Consider the following 16,348-nt stretch of genomic DNA (forward strand, 5'->3'; position numbering starts at 1 on the left):
TCAGGTGTAGCGGCCACGACAGCCACCCTTCATGCTTCTTGGACCGCAGCAACGCTGCGCAGACACCCGTTCATGGTTAAGCACCTCAAGAGCGACATGACTCAGTAGTCAGCAACCAGTTGATGAGCAGCCTTCCGCCACTCAACAAAGTCGGGGTCATCACCAGACAGGATTCGGGGCGCAGGCTCCTTGTGTGCCTGCAGCCCTACACATCCGGCAGTCCTGGTGTGCATCCGCAAGCGTTCTACGGCGTGCGGGAGCCTTTCGTGAAAGGCAAGCGGGCCGAAGCCCGGGTCATCTTGGGTGTAGGAGGCAAGCTCGGCGCGGTGAAGCGCATACAACTCAGCCACAATCTCGGGGTGACGCCACCAGCAGTCAGGAATGACCGACGTCGTCAGCTGATAAGTCGCGACAAGCCATCTCACCCATGAGAAAAGGGCACCCCAAACTTCCCGGGACTGCTCCGTAGTCATTTCCCGCCAACGGCGGGTCACGCTCTTCGAAGCCGCTGAAGCACCAAAAGCGGATCGGAACAACTGTGCGGTGATCTCGTCGTCCCCGAAGGAGCCAGCAGACGGGACATCGAACTCCTCGGTCTCGTCATGGCTGCGCATCCGGCGCTCCTTTTGTCTTTTGCTGACGCTCCCTGTGCCCGTCGGCCAAGATGCGCTCCATCTCCGCCTTCAAGCGGCGCAGCTCCCCTGCGTCCTTACGCTTGTGCCACTCCAGCAGATCCAACAGTATGGGCCGGGTGCGCCGGCCGAGCATGAGTGCCGTGCCAACAGGCAGGCGTCGGATCTCGTCCAGGGCGATTACCGGACTTTCGCGGATCTGCTCACCGTCCTGCCGGCCCTGGGAGGACCAGGACCGGGTGGTGAGCGTGAGGCTCCGCTCCCCCAGCAACCCAGCGAGTGAACGCAGGTCCCGTTCGTCCGATCCACCGCCGAAGATCACCTTGATGATGGCCGAATCCCAAATAGTCGATGCCTCGTCGATGGACCAGCCCGAGCGGGCCTGGGATAGGGACTGCAGAACAACCAGTGTTGAGATCCCAATTCCACCGCCGTCGGACAGCGCCACAGGCAGCCCGGGCCATGGGGCCAGGTTGGCGATTTCGTCGAGGATCAAGGAAAGAGGTGGCTCCAGCCGTCCTCCTGTCGATACGAAGGCCATTTCCCGCGCTGCATTGTCGATGTCGTCAATCAGCGCGGACAAGTACGGCCCTGCGGCAGCGGCTCCAGCCCGAGTGCCAATCAGGTACAGGGTTCCCCGCTCCCGGATGAAGGCTTTCGGATCAAACTCTTCAGACGCATCCTGCGGATTCAGCGCGGCCAGCACCTTGGGCGACGACAGAGGTGCCACCGCCGCCGAAACCCCAATCCACGAATTCGACGTATTCCGCGGATCGTCCTCCAGGATCCCCATCAGGTCGGCCTGCCAGCCCAGCGCGGCACCGGGCCCGCCCAGCACCTCCAGTGCCTCCCGCGCCAGGACCGGACTGGAGGACCAGCGCCGAAATGCCGCCACTCCCTCGCCGCACAGCGCCGCAGCGTGAAGAAGACATTGAAGGACGATCAGCGAGCGCTTCTGCCACGCTGCGTTCTCCCCTTTCATCTCGGTGTCAGCGGTAATAACCAACGCCCGCCGGGTAGCAATATCAGGGTCCTCGCACCCACGTACGGGTGACCAGCGAAGCGACGACGGGATCCCCGACATACCCTGTGGGTCAAAGACGGTCACGGGTCGCCCACCGGAAGCCCGCGCCTTCATCGTCACCACCAGGTTGTCCGCACGCGTGGATGTCGTGACGACTGCCCCCGGTGCGTCAAGGATCGCGTTGATGACGACATAAAGCCCCTTGCCGGATCGCGGAGCACCTTGAATCACCATCGACTCTTCCGTGGAGACATGGACGGTGACACCGCGGGAGCGGCCCAGCGTCCATGACACGTCCTGCACTGAAGGATTCGCGAGTCCTGGACGCGTGAACTTTCCTCTTTTCCGCACGGCCCTCGCCCCAAAATCGTGAAGAATCTCCGCCCGGCGGGCAACGCCGTCGCGGTTCAGGATGTCTTGGCGCAGCCAGCCGCCCGATTGCTTCCAACGCCGCCACAGGACCAACGCGCCGACGGCGAGCGCACCCACCAGAAGTAGAGTCGGGCCTAGGACCCACCAGATGCTGTCTGTGCCAAGCACACAGTCAGCCCGGCGAACAACGATCCATTCCATCCTGTTGGCGACAAGTCCGACGGCGGCCGCCGGGTTGAAGGGCGACGGCGGGGCCGTGCCGCACCCCCAGGAGACCACCGCGTGCCCGGCAGCTTGGACGACCGCGCAAAGGCAGACATAGGCCGCCGCACCGATCAGGCCAGCGGTCACCAGCGGGTTGTCGCTTGCAGCCCGTGAGCTGCCGGGCCGTCTCACAGCATCCTGTCGTCTGTCCCGAAAACAGCAAGCTCGTCAGTGGTCACGCGATTGGCAACGATGAAGGAGCGGTTGCCCACTTTCCAGAGCCCGACGCCCTTCGGAAGGTTCTCCACGTGCTCGCACTCCGCTTCGGTCAGGCCGAGCGCTTCCTTGGTCAGGCGCATCGCGTCGTGTTTCTGCCGGTAGATGACCCTGGTGTCAGCCTCAGTCAGCAGGCCCAATGCCTTCTGCCTGTGTCCACTCGTGCTGTCACCGATCTCGTTGAGATCAGCGACCTTATGCATGATGAGCAGGTTCGCGATCCCGTACGTTCTGGCTAGCCGCCACTGTTCGCTCATCTTGGCCAACATGTACGGATCCGCGAGCATCCGCCACCCCTCGTCGTACACCACAAGCCGCTTCCCGCCGTCGGGATTGGTGATGGCGGCTTCCAACCACGTGGCACCGCAGGCCGCGGCCAACGAGAGGGCCTGCTCAGACGCCCCGATCAGCGCAGAAGTATCCATGACCATCATCGGGGCGTCAGCGTCGAAGGCCACAGTGGATGGCGCATCGAACATGCCTTCGAGATCACCGGATACGGTACGCCGCAGGGAATGGCTTACGGCGGTTGCTCCATCTGCGCCGACCAGGGCGGTCATCTCTTGCGACGGCTTGAGGAGGTGGTCGAGCACCATGGGCAGGGTCGGGTTTGAGTTCTCAGCCATAGTTTCCATGAGGGCGATGTCCAAGGCTGTGTGCTCCACGGGGCGCAGAGGCGTGCCCTGCCGCATGAGCGAGACCAGGGCCCCAAGGAGATACCGACGCCGTTGCCTCACCACCGCCTGCCACTGCGCCTCCGTCAGCGCAGTGGATCGGGGACCGGCGTCGAGGGGATTCACCCTTGCAGGGCGGCCCGGGCCGATGGAAATGACCTTGCCGCCGACAGCCTCCGCTACAGCAACCCACTCGCCCTTGGGGTCTGACGCGACAGCTGCCTTTCGTCCTAGGGTGATTGACCGCGTTACCAACGACTTGCCGCACATTGACTTGCCGGTGCCGACCGTCCCGATCACAACAATGGACGGGCCGCTGATGATCCCCTTGTCGTACAGGATCCAGGGATCGTAGGAGAAGGCCCCGGACCCGAACACGTCGGTGCCGATGTAGGTTCCCTCGTGTCCAAGCCCGACTCTGTAAGGAACGGGTAGGCGGCCGCAAACGTCATGGTCGAAGCCCGGTGGGGCGCGGGCCGTAACCGATGCGGACCCCGCAGGGAGTTCGGCTCGTTACTCCCCCAGTCACCCGCGAGGCGAAACCCCTGGGGGTCGCGCTGCTTGTCCCCTGCCCCGGCACTCGCCCACGCTGCATCGAGTGGCGCGGGCCGCTGTCGGGCTTTCCATTCTGTCCGGTTCATTCCCGACGGCAGGTACTCGACGCTTTTCGATGCCTGTTTCAACGCAGTCCCCTTCCAAGCGGCAGGCCGCCGGCGACAAACGCGGCCCATTGCTGTCCGTAGAGAAGCCGGAGCTCAACGAATGCTCCGGCGGCAGCAGACTCAAGTTCCTGGCGATGCCGTGCCAAGTCCTTCAGCGAGGTCGCCGTGACGGTGATGTAGGCCGCCGGGCGGACGTCACCATGGCCGGCAACGATCTCTTCCTCCCTTTGGATCACTTCTTCTTCCTCCGCCTTTTGCTCACGGGTGAGAGGCCTGTCGAAGCGGGCGTTGATACGGCGGCGGGTTTCATGTGCCTCCTGCGCGGAGCGAATGTCACGCAGGGCTTCAGCGGTAGGCACTGCCCGGATGACTTCCGTGAACGTGTGTCGGAATTCGCCCACGTAGATCAAGGGGTGCAGGAAGCCCGGGAAGACTTTCTGGCGCGGCCATTCAGCGATCCAGAAAGTCTGGTGGAATCCGGTATCCGTCCGCAGATAGGTCCAGTGTTCCTCAACAGCCATCGGGCCATGGCGGTGGGGGGGATCCATCTCCTTACTTGCCGGCTCGTCCGACGGCGGGGCTGCCGCCACCGGCGCTTTGGGGGCCGGCAAAGCGGCGGGATCAAATGCCCCGCGGATGATGCTTAGCAGTCCGGGTTCACGAACCCACTCTTCTACCTTCACGCTGTGGGTACCGAGCGACGTTTTCATGGCCTCGACTTCCAGCCGCAGGACGTGTTCCAGGCCAACCAGCCCTCCACCCGACTCCCTGATCCGTCGTCGAGCCTTGCCAGTGTCAACGACAACCGCAACGAGGAGTTCATGGCTCATGGTTGACCCGGCGGCGCCAAGCAAGTCCTCATAGGCGCGTTGGCCCCACGCATTCTTCTCTCCGGTTTGGGCCGGGATGGCGTTATCTTTGTAGAACTCCCAGAGCGCCGACGACGGGTAGGGCACGGTGTAATCCTGGACGGCGATCCTGGCCACGCCTGGCCGCTGGGCCATGCCCGCTTGCACACGCGACCAGGCCTGGACCGCCCAGGCTTTGTCGTCTGCGTCCAAGAGTGCAAAAGACCTCGTGCTGCAGCGCAACACCGCGATCGCCTCCCTGCCGTGGCGGTCGACAATGAAGCACTCACCACTGGCCGTTGTTCGGATCTCCAAGTTGCCAAGGCCGCCTGGGAGAGCGAGCCGACCAGCTAATTGCGGAGTCGCGGGTCTTACGAGGAATCGGGTTTGTCCCGCTGCGGCCCTGTAGAGGAACAAAGCGAGCTGTTTCGCCCATACCGGATAAGGGATTCGGGAATACTGGAGCAGCCCGAGCAGCATAAGCCCAAGCCAGAGGGGTCCGGAGGAAAAAAGGCCAACCGGCCCACTGCTGGCAGAAGCCACTATGGCAACCGCGCCGCCCCCTGCGACTATTAACAACTGGTACCACTTGAGGCCAAGGAAGAACCCGCGACGCTCGTATCTGGGGAATTTGACGGCCTCGAGGGCACGGGCATCGTCAGACATGTGGGGTACCTCCGTTCGGAGGGTCGATTCTTGGTGGATGGGGTTTCGGAGGCCGCACCCTCGAAGGGGCCGGTGGGCTTGCGTTGGGATGCGCTCGCGGTTCGGCCTCTCCGAGTGGGGCCTGCCGCATAGGTGCTGGGGCAGTGCCGTCTTGTTCCTGAGGATTTATTCGAACGAAGCCCTGCTTTGACCCGGGTGCCTGCAGCGTGTTCGAGACTCCTGCGGAGGTCCCGGTTCTCATGGCCAATTGGCCGCCGTCCCCCTGGGGCGACGGCATCCCGGACCGGACAGCGGGTGTCAACGCTTGCGTCGGGAAGATGCTACGGCTTGAGCTGATTGGCCGGGTCATGGCGGACCGATTCACCAGACCTGCGAGTGTAAGGCGGCCCCCGGTCTGCCTACTGATCTGGCGAGCCGCCACGCTGCTGCTGCGGGACAGGACGTGGCCGCCACCGGCCGTTTGGGCCGCTGCCGCGAGTTCCCCGCCCGCGAAGCTAACCAAGCGCAGGGCCATCAGAGGTGCACCGCAGGCAAGGACCATGCCCACCGTCCCGGCGGCCAAGCCCGCGAAGGACCTCGACTCGGCAAAAAGCTTCACGGCGACTGCCAAGACTGTTGCGGCCAACGGCTTGGCCAGAACCAGTGCAACTACGACCTCGCACCATCGCCGCGCCCAGGACTTTGTCTTGTCCCAGGGCAGCAGCATCAGGGCCACCGGCGCAACGGCTGCCAACACAACGAGTGCGAAGGAGCGAAAGATCATGGAGCACATCAGGATGAAGGCAAGGATCCACACGACAACAACTGCCATCACTGTAACGACGACGGTACCAGCTGGGCCCCCTGTCGTCCCAGGCGCCAGCGAGACCAAGTTCCATTCCCTACCACTTCCTTCTGGTGCACGTTCAAATCCGAAAAGCCTCATGAACACGAGGTATGGGTCCGAACCAATTGATTCGAGCAGCGCGGCTGAGGCTAGGTCACTCGCCCGCGTCAGTTGCCGGACGAGATACACGGCCACCCCCACGAGTGGAATGGCGGCAGCTCCGCCGAGCATCGCGCGGCCGATGCGTCTCGGCTGCTGACTGACCAGGCCCGACAGGACCTGGAGGATCATCACGACGACGAGCGGGGTCATCATGACGACGACCCACCAGCTCGTCAGCCCCTCAATGGAGAGCCACTGGGAGTCATCGACGTCCGACACTGAGAAGGCGCCGGTAATGAAGGCCCAAAGCCAGGCCGCCATGTTTTGGAGGATGTTGGCGAAGAGAGAGGTGACTGCACCCATGGCGTTGTCATTGGCCTGTGAGACCAGACCGCAGCCGGGCGGCCACCATCCATTGAGATCGCACTCAACGGGCATGAGCTAGAACCCGAGCGGGAAGGCGGTCTGCGACCAAAGGATGTAGCCGTTGATGCCGCCGAGAATGGCTGCCACCGGGCCGGTCCAAAGGAGGATCACGCCCCCGCCGGAGGCAAGGCGCGACGACTGGCTAAGTTTGCCGGCCAAAAGCATCGCGGCACCGATTATGGCCACGATGGCAATGATAATGAAAGCGCCGACCAGGATACCGCCGCCGATCTGTTTGAGCGATTCCAGGAAGGGAAAGCTAGCATTCGGGGTGATCCCCGGGTCCACCGCTGCGAAAAACATTGGTGCTCCGTCCGTCGTATTCCATGGAGTGAGCAGATGAGCTCACGGGTTCATAGGTGCGGCGGAGCAAAGCGACATGACTTCCCCGACGATCAGCCTCTCATAAGCGGTAAGAGCACCAGACGGTGCAGTGACTCAGCCAAAGTTCAGACAGGGGGTAGTGAGTCATCCCATGCCGGCCGGATCGAGCGGTCTGCTCGAAAGTCGTCCTATATCCGAGACCTAGGATGATAGTGACCTAAGCCCAGCTAAACGCACAGGTCTGTCAACGGATTAACTGATAGCGCTTTTCTGACCGTGGGCTTTATGGAATCGCTGTCTTCTTCCGGAGCTGGACCAGCTGTGATGTATTCCGCGGCCACAATGGGTTCAAATCTGTCGGTGACCGCCAAATGAGAAGGCCCTGCTCCCCTTGTAAGCAAACGGAAGTGGGGCCTTTTGCTTTGTCCTTGAAGGCCCTGCGGTAATGCAGCGGTAACAGAACTTTCACGGCCGAGGACGTCGTCCCGTGTTTACACGTAACAACCAGTGGCATCGACTCGCCCCATGAGGAGGTGCCTCCACGGGCCGGAGGGTGCAGCGGCGGCCACCTGCTGTTGACCCTGTTCAGGTGCCACGTGAACACCGCGCCACCGCGACTTCTCATCTCGTAGGATGCAGCAAGCGACCCCTGCGCTTCCGCCCTCTTTGTACGGATTGAGAGCCAGGATTTCAGGCGGTCATCAAACTCATTAAGTATCGCGTAACGGCATGCCTGAATCGTAATAAGTAGGGTCAGCCGTCCAACAGCGGAGCCCGATGGACAACCAGCCTAGGTTTTGCCCCACATACGAGCTCCTCTGGCAGTTCTGGACAAACTTCTTCTTCCACGAAATTCGAAGTACTGTTTTTCTACTGGCATTGAGTAACGGATGGGTCATGGGAGTGCCGCCCTCTCAGTTCCTGTCGGCTCGCTACATGACACGCCATACTGCAGCCATCCACTCTTTCACTCCTACAGTGGACTCTCCCAAGAGTTGAAACGTGATTCCTGAAGGAAGTCGGCGTTTACCGTTGCTCCTGAGCGGGAGTTTCTTCCGTACTTGATCGCCGCCAAGGAGTCGTCCGTTCTCGTCGACGGGAGCCAGGTGGCTTTGTCCCGACTTCGAACCTGTAGACCTGAGCGCGAGGGGCGGCGGATGGTGGTTGCCGATTGCACGGATGCTAGATTGCGCGCGCAACTGCTCCACCAGTGCTGTAATTTCGTTCCTCGGCCCGCAGAGGACGAACATGCAGTCAGTGTTGGGATAAGCCATCGCTACAAGTTTCAGCCGATAGAGGTCCCTCACAATTTTCGTCCAAGTGCAGTGCGTCGACGGCGTCCACTTGACCTCCATCGCTAGAGAATTACCCATCCGCCCCTTTGTAGGCGTGATGAAGAAGTCTAGCTCTCGAGAACGTCCGAGATTCTTCTTCGGAGCATAGTCATCTTGCAGAGCGGGATGCGCGTGGCTTTGTCGAATCCAGAAGTCGGAGGTACTCAGGTTCGATACTACGATCTCGTGGATTGTGTTCTGCAAGTACGCTTCGTCAAACGAGCCCTCGCGCATGCAGGCTTGATCGAATGTCAGTTTCGAAGGAAGTGCATGAGCGATGAGACGACCGATATCTCGCTTTATCGAAACGTTGAGGCTGGCTGACATGGCTTAACGATATCGGCGATGCACATCGCATCGCTCGACCGCCGCATGCGCCCTCTACGTCACAGGTTGGAGTGTGTCACCAACCGTTTGACTAACGCCCAGGACCGGGTCCGAACGAAGCAGAGGCCTCGTACACCGCTCTGAATTCAGCTCTCTGCCAGGCCCAATTGATGCTGGCATCAACTAGAGGCGGAGTGTGGATACCCAGTGCCAAGAGCCACAACAAATACCCACAACATAACTGACATTATGTTGTGGATTTAAGGCGTGTCCCAGAGTCTTTGATTCGTCGACTCTCCCTTATTTTGCACAACATTCTGACGTGTGTGCCGGCGATTCATGTGCTCGCACAAAGAGGAAGCCGGAAAGTCTAGCGCTTTCCGACTACGTCGGTTCATCTCCAAGGACTATTGTCCGCTGAGATACCCGCGTAATCTCCTGCTCACCGCGGCGAGGCGTCCCATGCTGAGTACGGCGCGGTCTTTAGATTCGTCACCGTGCAGGGTAGTGATTTATAAGTTGTTGCCAAGGAATCCTCCGCGTAGTTCTATCTTGCGTAGAACGTGAGGATCTGGAGGATGTTCACTTGTTGGAGCAGGCCGGTGGGAAGTAGATGCTCTCCCTAAGTATCATCAGGGGGCAGCACTAATTGGAAAGCCGCTTGCGCGGGCGGAGGCGAACGAAGTGAACCGAGGTCATGGTCTCTCCTCATGGCAGGAGATAAGCAACGGGCGACATTTCCCCTGCCTGCTACTCGGCAACGGGGTGAGCGTCAACATCTGGGCCGATTTCAGATACAAGTCCCTTTTTGAAATTGCCGATCTGGGTCCAAGGGAGCGCTCGGTATTCAATAGGTTGGAAACAGAGAACTTTGAAGCAGTTCTCGGTCGGCTCTTTGAGACGCAAGACGTGCTCGAAGCCGTCGACCAACCTGCGGACTGGATACGGCCTCTCTATAACGGGATCAAGAACGGCCTCTTCGATGCCGTCAGAAGGGCCCACGTTCAACGTTGGAGCGTTCCACCACCCACCCTCGCGACCATCGCGCAAACGCTAAACGGCTTTTCGAAGGTCTTTACGCTCAACTACGACCTCCTCATCTACTGGGCGCACATGAGTGTTCGCAATGAAGTGCGCATGGTTGACTTCTTCTTTCAGAACCTTACGTTCGATCCAGCAGAAACTGAGCCTTGGCCTGGCGTCACCGGGATTTACTACCTCCATGGCGGCCTACACCTGTGGCGGGATCTTCGCACGGAAAGAACCGGCAAGCATAGCTACTCCAATGGGGGCACGGCCATCCTGGAGCAGGTGCAGACATCACTTAATATGAGGGCTTCCCGGCAGTCGCTGTTTGTGAGCGGCGCTTCTGCGGGTGACAAGATGCGCACGATACGTTCGTCCGACTATCTTAATTTCGCGTACCACACCCTTCTAAACTCAACTGACAATGTCGTCGTGTTTGGCGCTTCACTGGATTCAACAGATCAGCATATTGTGGAAGCTCTCAAGAAACACGTCCACCGTGACATCGCAGTCAGCATCTACGTCCCCACCAACGTCGGTGTTCATTACGTGCCCGATGAAATAGACCGCATACAAAAACTTCTCCGTCCGGTGCCACCGGAAAGAATTTACTTTATCGATGCCGCGACGTTTCCTCTTGGGTCACCGATGCTTTCAGTGCGGTAATCCTCGTCCCGCTAGTTAGGGAGCGCCAACGACCTTGCTGCGGGATGGGATAGTAGCCCACCTCCATAGAAGCGTTACACTCCAGGTGGGACGCTGGCGACGAACTCGGACCCTGCAGCCAGCCGTGGTGCGAATGTCATGTTGATGCAGCCCGCTGGCTCAAGATCGTCGTAGTTTGTCTTGGGGGTCACCAGCGGAGTCCCCGCATTCGAGTTCAGCGATAGACAGCCAGACAGGGGTTGAACTCCGCCGAGACATGCTGAGCGGAGCGGCAGGCTGCCGCACCACCCCGGATCCGTCCCTCGCAATTCGGATACCCAAAAAATGTTCGGAGGGTGACAGGGCAATATTGATCCTGCGAATAACTACCAGCCAACTTCACCTGTAGTCTCGTCATCTATGGAGAAACAAAGCACGGTCGAATGCTTGCGGAACGCGCTCCTGCGGCGCATCACCAAGTCTTTCCAAGAGTCCGTTGGATTGGTCTAGGCCTCGAAGTCGGCATGGTCGAGAAAATCCAAAAGCACCCGAGGCTGTTTCGGGGTCTGACTTGGGGCAACGAGGACTATGCGAGCCATGCTGTGGACATCGGAAGTAAGGCCCTCAACAAGCTAGGTCTGACTTCTTCAGGTGGATTGCGCAGCAACGACGGCGTAAGCCCTGACGTGCTTGCCAGAGTTGAAAAAGTCTTCCGAACTAGCGCCTGGCTGCGGGAGGAGGAGCCCGAGCTTTACAACAACCTGTACCAAGCCCAGGGGGCTGTCGACGCAACAACCAGCTTGGAAAATGTCGCCCAGCGGATGGGCATCAAAGATGTTGATGCCCACACGCGGCGAATCCGCGAGGGATTAATCAACGATCCACAGCAAGCAATTGGCCAGGCCAAAGACCTACTGGAAACCGTCTGTAAGGAAATTCTTGGTCTGCATGGCAACCACAAAGCCACTCGAACCAAGGACTTACCTGCGCTCTTCAAAGAGGTCAGGACTAAGCTGCAACTTGAAGTTGCAGGACTACCTGGCGACGATCAGCGCATCAAGATATTCACAGCCCTTACACAAATCTCTACATCCGCTTCCGAGATAAGGAATTTAGGGCTTGGGACGGGACACGGCGTCGCGCGTGGCCCCAAGGCCGATGCCATTCTGGCTGAGTTCGTAGTGACCGCCGTTTCAGGTCTCTGCCATTTTCTCTTGGCGACTTTCGAAGATGGATCAGGAAAGACCGCTCGACGGATCTACGAACTATAGATGTGTCTCAGTTCCTAGGAACCGGGAAACAGGGGCGTGGAGCCCCCTGCGACCTAGGAATTGGATGAACGGGATCCTGACTGTTGAAGCTTGGGACGGTCCCACGAACCACGTCAGCGCCGAAGGCGAGCCTGGCCATGATTCCAAGTGTTCAAAGCCACCGCAATTCGCCCTGCCTAATCTGTTCCAGCTCTTCAAACCGTATTGTGGTCCGTGTGCCTGACGTCCGTGCCTCCTACCTGCTCAGTCTCCGAGCTCTCGAACTAGCTTCGAAACGAGTAAAAGAAACATGCAAGGGCACCGATATGGAGGCCGCCGCCATCGAAGCGCACTTCGGTCTGCATGCCGTGTACGACCTCCACCAGTCGTATTTCATGCTTCGCGCCTGGAATCTCGCAAAGAGCAGCATGCAGTTTATGGCGCGGAGTGCGGACAAACGGTGGGCGCCCTCGTCCTTGCTCGCGGGACACGGACGCACCAACTTGTCACCTTTCCGAAGCCGGGCGGGTTCGGAAAGGTTCCGCACGGCATGGGACCCTACGGTCCCGGCTGGATCTGGAAAGAACACACTTGGACTGACCATAGAGATGAACAGCGTGCCATCTGCTATGAGGAGCAGGTCCGATGGAGGCTTCTTTGGACACCTCTGGACGAAGCCTGGGGCTGGTTCCTGGAACGGATACCGAAGACGTAAGGAACGCTCATTCACTGGGCCGGTTGGGTGAGCTCGAATCCCTTGGTGCGCATGCTATTCACATGCCGGCGGCAATCCGGGGCGCCAGGTCGGCCAAGACAGATAGTCCGGTAACCGCTGAACGTCACTCTTGTCGGTCATATCCGTATGAATCCGTTCCGTGAAGCGGTCCTGCGTGATGATGTCCGGGACCGTCCATGGATGTGCCCCAAGGCGTCCTGAGTGGTTCTGATCGCCGACAATAACGCGTACAGTGCCGCCCGACTGCCCTTTGTGTCCAGTCACACTTAAGACCCTCCGTTGCTCACGTCCAATCCCATGACACCGACCCCGTTGGACGACACTTTGGACCGTACTCAACATACTCAACGAGGTACACCTTGCTGGACGCTTTAGGGGCACCACAGATTGCCTGTTCAGGGTCACGGTCCGAGAGTCTTGCGGTTCCCGATATCCTTCAAGTAGCACATAACAACAGGACGGTCATGAAGAGCTTCGATTCCCGTGTATATAGCGTTGGCGATTTCCGAGAGTGGAATGCCTCCGGCCAACTGGTCCTTTCGCCCCGATTCCAGCGTCGTGATGTTTGGACAGAAACGGCTCGTTCATACCTGATGGACACGATCATGCGGGGTCTGCCGATCCCCAAGGTTTTCATTCGCCAGATTATCGAACCGTCGACCGGCCGCAATATACGTGAAGTTGTCGACGGACAGCAGCGACTACGGACAATTCTCTCGTTTGTAAATGATGGATTCACAATTCGACGCGGTCATAACGCTGACTTCGGAGGGCTATTCTTTAGTGAATTACCCGAAGATAAGCAAATCGAGCTGCTCGGGTATGAGCTCTCAACCGACTTGCTTGTTAATCTCACTGACGGGCAGATCCTTGACATCTTCAGTCGGCTAAATTCGCACGCCGTTGTTCTGAACGAACAAGAAAAGATCAACGCCAGTCACTTCGGTGAGTTCAAGAAACTTGCCGATGAGTTAGCGCACGATCATTTCGAATACTGGATCAAGAACAAGATCCTCAGTGAGCCCCAGGTAGTCAGGATGGCGGACGTGTCACTCGCCGCAGATTTGCTGATCGCGATGTGTGACGGAGTGCAGAGCAAAAAGCAGATTCGCGCCTACTACTCTCAATACGAGAAGAGCTTCCCGCTTGATTCTGACGAACTGGCGGAAGAGTTTCATCACACGCTCGCGATGATCTCAAAGGTGTACCCGGAGGGGGTTGCGAACAGCGAATTCAGGCGGGTTCACCTGTACTACAGCCTCTTCACGGCAATCTATCACATGCTATTTGGCCTCAAAGGTTGCGCCGCGGATCGTGGTGGGCTGTTGTCCGCGAACTTGGACCGCGTGCGGAATAGCCTCAACCGTGTAGATGATGTATTCAGTGACCCTGATTCGCCAGACCTATCTGACGCCGATAAGCAATTTCTTAACGATAGCCGACGTGCAACGACTGATGCTTCGGTTCGTCAACGACGTACCGAATACCTGATTCATCTCATTCAAGGCTCGTGAAGAAGATACTCGCTTCGAGCACGGAGCGTATTTCCGAGACGCGTTCCCATCTGCAATCGGTGCATGTTCTCAGTCCTAACGGGCAGTATGAACGATCACTTTCAGAGCGGGCCCTCGTGTCTGAGGCTTGCTTTCTCAAACTGTTCATCGCTCTAGAAGAATTTCTTGAAGCCAGTTTCGCTCACTATCTAATTGGGAAAATGAGCACAGCCCGATGGCGTCCGTCAAAGTTTGCTAAACCGCCATCTGTGGAGCACGCTCACAAAATGTTGATGGGAACACAGCGCTACGTGGATTGGTCGACGCCGGATACCGTCTTGAAGTATGCAAATCTGTACTTTGTGGACGGGGAACCCTTCAAGACACCCTTGTCGGGAGCAAAAAGCCACCTGAATAGCATGAAGACTGTTCGAAATTCAACGGCACATCTCTCATTCACCACGCGGGCGGCGCTTGAAGCCCTGTATTCGCGCTGGACAGGTACACCCTCTACCGGGGTTACGGCATATGAGATGCTGATGGCGCCTGAGGTCTCACTCGGAAACACCTTCTACGACGCCAGCGAACAGAACGTGATGGCCATTATTACGAATATTGCAAACCGAACGTAGGGTGGACTCTGCATGCTGCGGAGGGACTGCACATACAGGTCCGTTTCAGCCCTTCTGCGACCGCGGGGTTAAGCGGCCCTTCGCATTTAGGCATGGTTGAGGGTGTTCTTCCGGTACGGTCGGTGACCGCCGGCGGCGAGTAGGCATCTGAGTCTGTAGTTGGTGAAGTTCCGAAAGCCGCGGGCGATTCTGCGGGTCGTTTCGATGACGCCGTTGATGGCTCTTCACGGTTTATGGGGAAATGGATCCCTGGGATGAGCGTCATGCCGCCGTCCGGACGGCACTTCTCAAGAGAATAACTGATTTGTAGTTGGCTGGGTTGCGATAGCCACGGGCCGTACGCTTGATGTTCTTGATTGCCGTGTTGTTGGCCTCTACCTTGCCTGTCGTAGCTCCGGTGATGATCAGCACCTCGATCTCTTTCCACCACCGACAGACGGTGCGATAGAGCCTGTTCGTCTCCGGCCGTGCGGCTGCCTTGACGGCTCTTCACGGTTCGTGGGGAAATGGATCCCTGGAATGAGCGTCATGCCGCCGTCCGGACGGCACTTCTCAAGAGAATAACCGATTTGTAGTTATCTGCATTGCGGTAGCCCCGGGCAGTTCGTTTGATGTTCTTGATCGCTGTGTTGTTGGCTTCAACCTTGCCTGTCGTGGCGCCGGTAATGATGAGCACCTCGATCTCTTTCCACCACCTGCAGACGGTGCGGTAGAGCCTGTTGGTTTCCGGCCGGGCGGCTGCCTTCACCAATTCCTCAAGTACGTTCTTGGCCGCCGCGGCGTCGTCCAGGGAGCCGGTGCGGAGCACGGCCCGGAGTTGTTCCTTGACGTTCCAGACGCCCTGGAGGGTGCCGGTGGGATCGTCCAGAGTGAACACTTCCTGGAGTCGGAGTGCGGCCCGGCAGCTGAGGGTGTCGCCGCCGCGCAGCAGGAGCATGCGGTGGGCCCAGGCCTTGTCGATGGCCCGGCCGCGGCGGCCCTTGACCTGTTGGGAGAGGTTCTGCCGGGTCTCGGTCATGGCCTGGTTGGCCAGCGAGATCAGGTGGAAATGATCAACGGCGACCGCGGTGCGGGGAAGCCACATCCGCAGCGCCTTCCGGAACGCCGCGGACGGGTCGATTGCGACGACCTGCACGGCCAGGCGCCATTCCAGGGGCCGGGCGAAGAGCCAGTCTCCGACGCCCTTGTGGTCGCGGCCGTCGACCACGCCCAGGACCTGGCCGGTGTCCAGGTCCACGATGGTTGTCATCCACGGCTCGAACCGTGTCCACGCCTTTGTTGACGGGTCCTGAAAGTAGCGCACGGACCGGAACCGGTGTTCATCAATGCCCAGCATCCGCGGGCTGAGCTTGTCCACGTCCGGCAGCTGGAGCAGGCAGGCCTCGGTCACTGCCGCCCGGACCATCCACCAGGACACCGCGAACCCGGCAGCTGTTTCGGCCATCGCCCTGCCGGAGCGGATGACCGCGTCCACCAGCTGGCCCCGCAGCCGGCTCGTCGAGCGGGCTCGGCGCGGCACTTGCGGCGTGGATTCGAAGAACGAGAGCCGGTTGCACGCTGACTCCTCGCAGTACCAGCGGTACTTGGACCAGAGCACGTCCACCGGCCCGGCAACCGGAATATCACGGAGTCGTTGAAGGCGGCGCTCTTTCCGCCGGGATGCGATCACCCCGCAGCTTGGGCAGCCCGGCGGCTGGTCGGTTTCGACGATGACCTGCCGGCGGCCGGCAGTGATGGTGGTGGAAATGACGTGGTAGTCGGGCAGGTTGAAAAGGATGGTGGCAGCGTCGGCTGCGACCCCGGTAGGCTCGTTCAAGGGCTCGTGGTCCTGTTCCAGGTTGAATGCTAGACACACTCATCCCAGCAGGG

12 protein-coding genes and 2 pseudogenes are annotated in these 16,348 nt (G+C 59.4%); 4 read left to right on the top strand and 10 right to left on the bottom strand.

Annotation, left to right across the window (positions count from 1 at the left end):
• Nucleotides 1–101: 101 nt before the first annotated feature.
• From AC5RWA_RS20365 to AC5RWA_RS20395, 7 genes are all read right to left on the bottom strand, one after another.
• Nucleotides 102–614 (bottom strand): hypothetical protein, encoded by a 513-nt coding sequence (locus tag AC5RWA_RS20365; RefSeq protein WP_494058844.1) that lies wholly within the window; start codon nt 612–614, stop codon nt 102–104.
• A complete protein-coding gene (locus AC5RWA_RS20370) occupies nt 601–2,379 on the bottom strand; it encodes a type IV secretory system conjugative DNA transfer family protein (protein WP_494058845.1) in 1,779 nt (592 codons plus the stop codon). Before AC5RWA_RS20370 ends, AC5RWA_RS20365 begins: the two co-directional genes overlap by 14 nt.
• Nucleotides 2,380–2,420: 41 nt before the next feature.
• Nucleotides 2,421–3,560, bottom strand: coding sequence for a putative type IV secretion/conjugal transfer ATPase (locus tag AC5RWA_RS20375; protein WP_494058846.1), 1,140 nt, complete (start codon nt 3,558–3,560; stop codon nt 2,421–2,423).
• 301 nt (nt 3,561–3,861) lie between these two features.
• Nucleotides 3,862–5,358: an SCO6880 family protein gene (locus AC5RWA_RS20380; RefSeq protein ID WP_494058847.1), complete on the bottom strand. Its 1,497-nt coding sequence runs from the start codon at nt 5,356–5,358 to the stop codon at nt 3,862–3,864.
• Nucleotides 5,351–6,724 carry a type IV secretion system protein gene (locus AC5RWA_RS20385; RefSeq protein WP_494058848.1) on the bottom strand — a complete coding sequence of 458 codons (1,374 nt, stop codon included), beginning with the start codon at nt 6,722–6,724 and terminating at the stop codon, nt 5,351–5,353. Before AC5RWA_RS20385 ends, AC5RWA_RS20380 begins: the two co-directional genes overlap by 8 nt.
• Nucleotides 6,725–6,727: 3 nt before the next feature.
• Nucleotides 6,728–7,015: a hypothetical protein gene (locus AC5RWA_RS20390; protein ID WP_056084497.1), complete on the bottom strand. Its 288-nt coding sequence runs from the start codon at nt 7,013–7,015 to the stop codon at nt 6,728–6,730.
• A 953-nt stretch (nt 7,016–7,968) separates the two neighbouring features.
• On the bottom strand, nt 7,969–8,697 hold the full coding sequence (locus AC5RWA_RS20395) for a hypothetical protein (RefSeq protein ID WP_494058849.1): 729 nt from the start codon (nt 8,695–8,697) through the stop codon (nt 7,969–7,971).
• A 684-nt stretch (nt 8,698–9,381) separates the two neighbouring features.
• On the opposite strand from AC5RWA_RS20395, the gene AC5RWA_RS20400 reads away from it, so the two are divergent.
• From AC5RWA_RS20400 to AC5RWA_RS20415, 4 genes are all read left to right on the top strand, one after another.
• On the top strand, nt 9,382–10,389 hold the full coding sequence (locus AC5RWA_RS20400; RefSeq protein ID WP_494058850.1) for a DUF4917 family protein: 1,008 nt from the start codon (nt 9,382–9,384) through the stop codon (nt 10,387–10,389).
• 422 nt (nt 10,390–10,811) lie between these two features.
• Nucleotides 10,812–11,639, top strand: coding sequence for an abortive infection family protein (locus AC5RWA_RS20405; protein ID WP_494058851.1), 828 nt, complete (start codon nt 10,812–10,814; stop codon nt 11,637–11,639).
• A 1,179-nt stretch (nt 11,640–12,818) separates the two neighbouring features.
• A complete protein-coding gene (locus AC5RWA_RS20410; RefSeq protein WP_494058852.1) occupies nt 12,819–13,868 on the top strand; it encodes a DUF262 domain-containing protein in 1,050 nt (349 codons plus the stop codon).
• Nucleotides 13,865–14,479 (top strand): hypothetical protein, encoded by a 615-nt coding sequence (locus AC5RWA_RS20415; protein ID WP_494058853.1) that lies wholly within the window; start codon nt 13,865–13,867, stop codon nt 14,477–14,479. Before AC5RWA_RS20410 ends, AC5RWA_RS20415 begins: the two co-directional genes overlap by 4 nt.
• A gap of 86 nt (nt 14,480–14,565) precedes the next feature.
• On the opposite strand, the pseudogene AC5RWA_RS20420 reads toward AC5RWA_RS20415, so the two are convergent.
• The 3 genes and pseudogenes from AC5RWA_RS20420 to AC5RWA_RS20430 form a co-directional block, all read right to left on the bottom strand.
• Nucleotides 14,566–14,700 (bottom strand): annotated as a pseudogene (locus AC5RWA_RS20420) (transposase); the annotation flags it as partial.
• Nucleotides 14,701–14,740: 40 nt separating this feature from the next.
• Nucleotides 14,741–14,950 (bottom strand): annotated as a pseudogene (locus AC5RWA_RS20425) (transposase); the annotation flags it as partial.
• 55 nt (nt 14,951–15,005) lie between these two features.
• Entirely contained in the window at nt 15,006–16,295 is a 1,290-nt protein-coding gene (locus AC5RWA_RS20430) for an ISL3 family transposase (RefSeq protein WP_494058854.1), read from the bottom strand.
• Nucleotides 16,296–16,348 lie beyond the last annotated feature (53 nt).

This window comes from Arthrobacter sp. 210 2 (assembly GCF_059093025.1).

Bases quoted from the DNA above. Each gene is read 5' to 3' on its own strand.
- AC5RWA_RS20365 (WP_494058844.1), bottom strand. From the start codon at position 614: ATGCGCAGCCATGACGAGACCGAGGAGTTCGATGTCCCGTCTGCTGGC.
- AC5RWA_RS20380 (WP_494058847.1), bottom strand. From the start codon at position 5,358: ATGTCTGACGATGCCCGTGCCCTCGAGGCCGTCAAATTCCCCAGATAC.
- AC5RWA_RS20385 (WP_494058848.1), bottom strand. From the start codon at position 6,724: ATGCCCGTTGAGTGCGATCTCAATGGATGGTGGCCGCCCGGCTGCGGT.
- AC5RWA_RS20390 (WP_056084497.1), bottom strand. From the start codon at position 7,015: ATGTTTTTCGCAGCGGTGGACCCGGGGATCACCCCGAATGCTAGCTTT.
- AC5RWA_RS20395 (WP_494058849.1), bottom strand. From the start codon at position 8,697: ATGTCAGCCAGCCTCAACGTTTCGATAAAGCGAGATATCGGTCGTCTC.
- AC5RWA_RS20405 (WP_494058851.1), top strand. From the start codon at position 10,812: ATGCTTGCGGAACGCGCTCCTGCGGCGCATCACCAAGTCTTTCCAAGA.
- AC5RWA_RS20410 (WP_494058852.1), top strand. From the start codon at position 12,819: ATGAAGAGCTTCGATTCCCGTGTATATAGCGTTGGCGATTTCCGAGAG.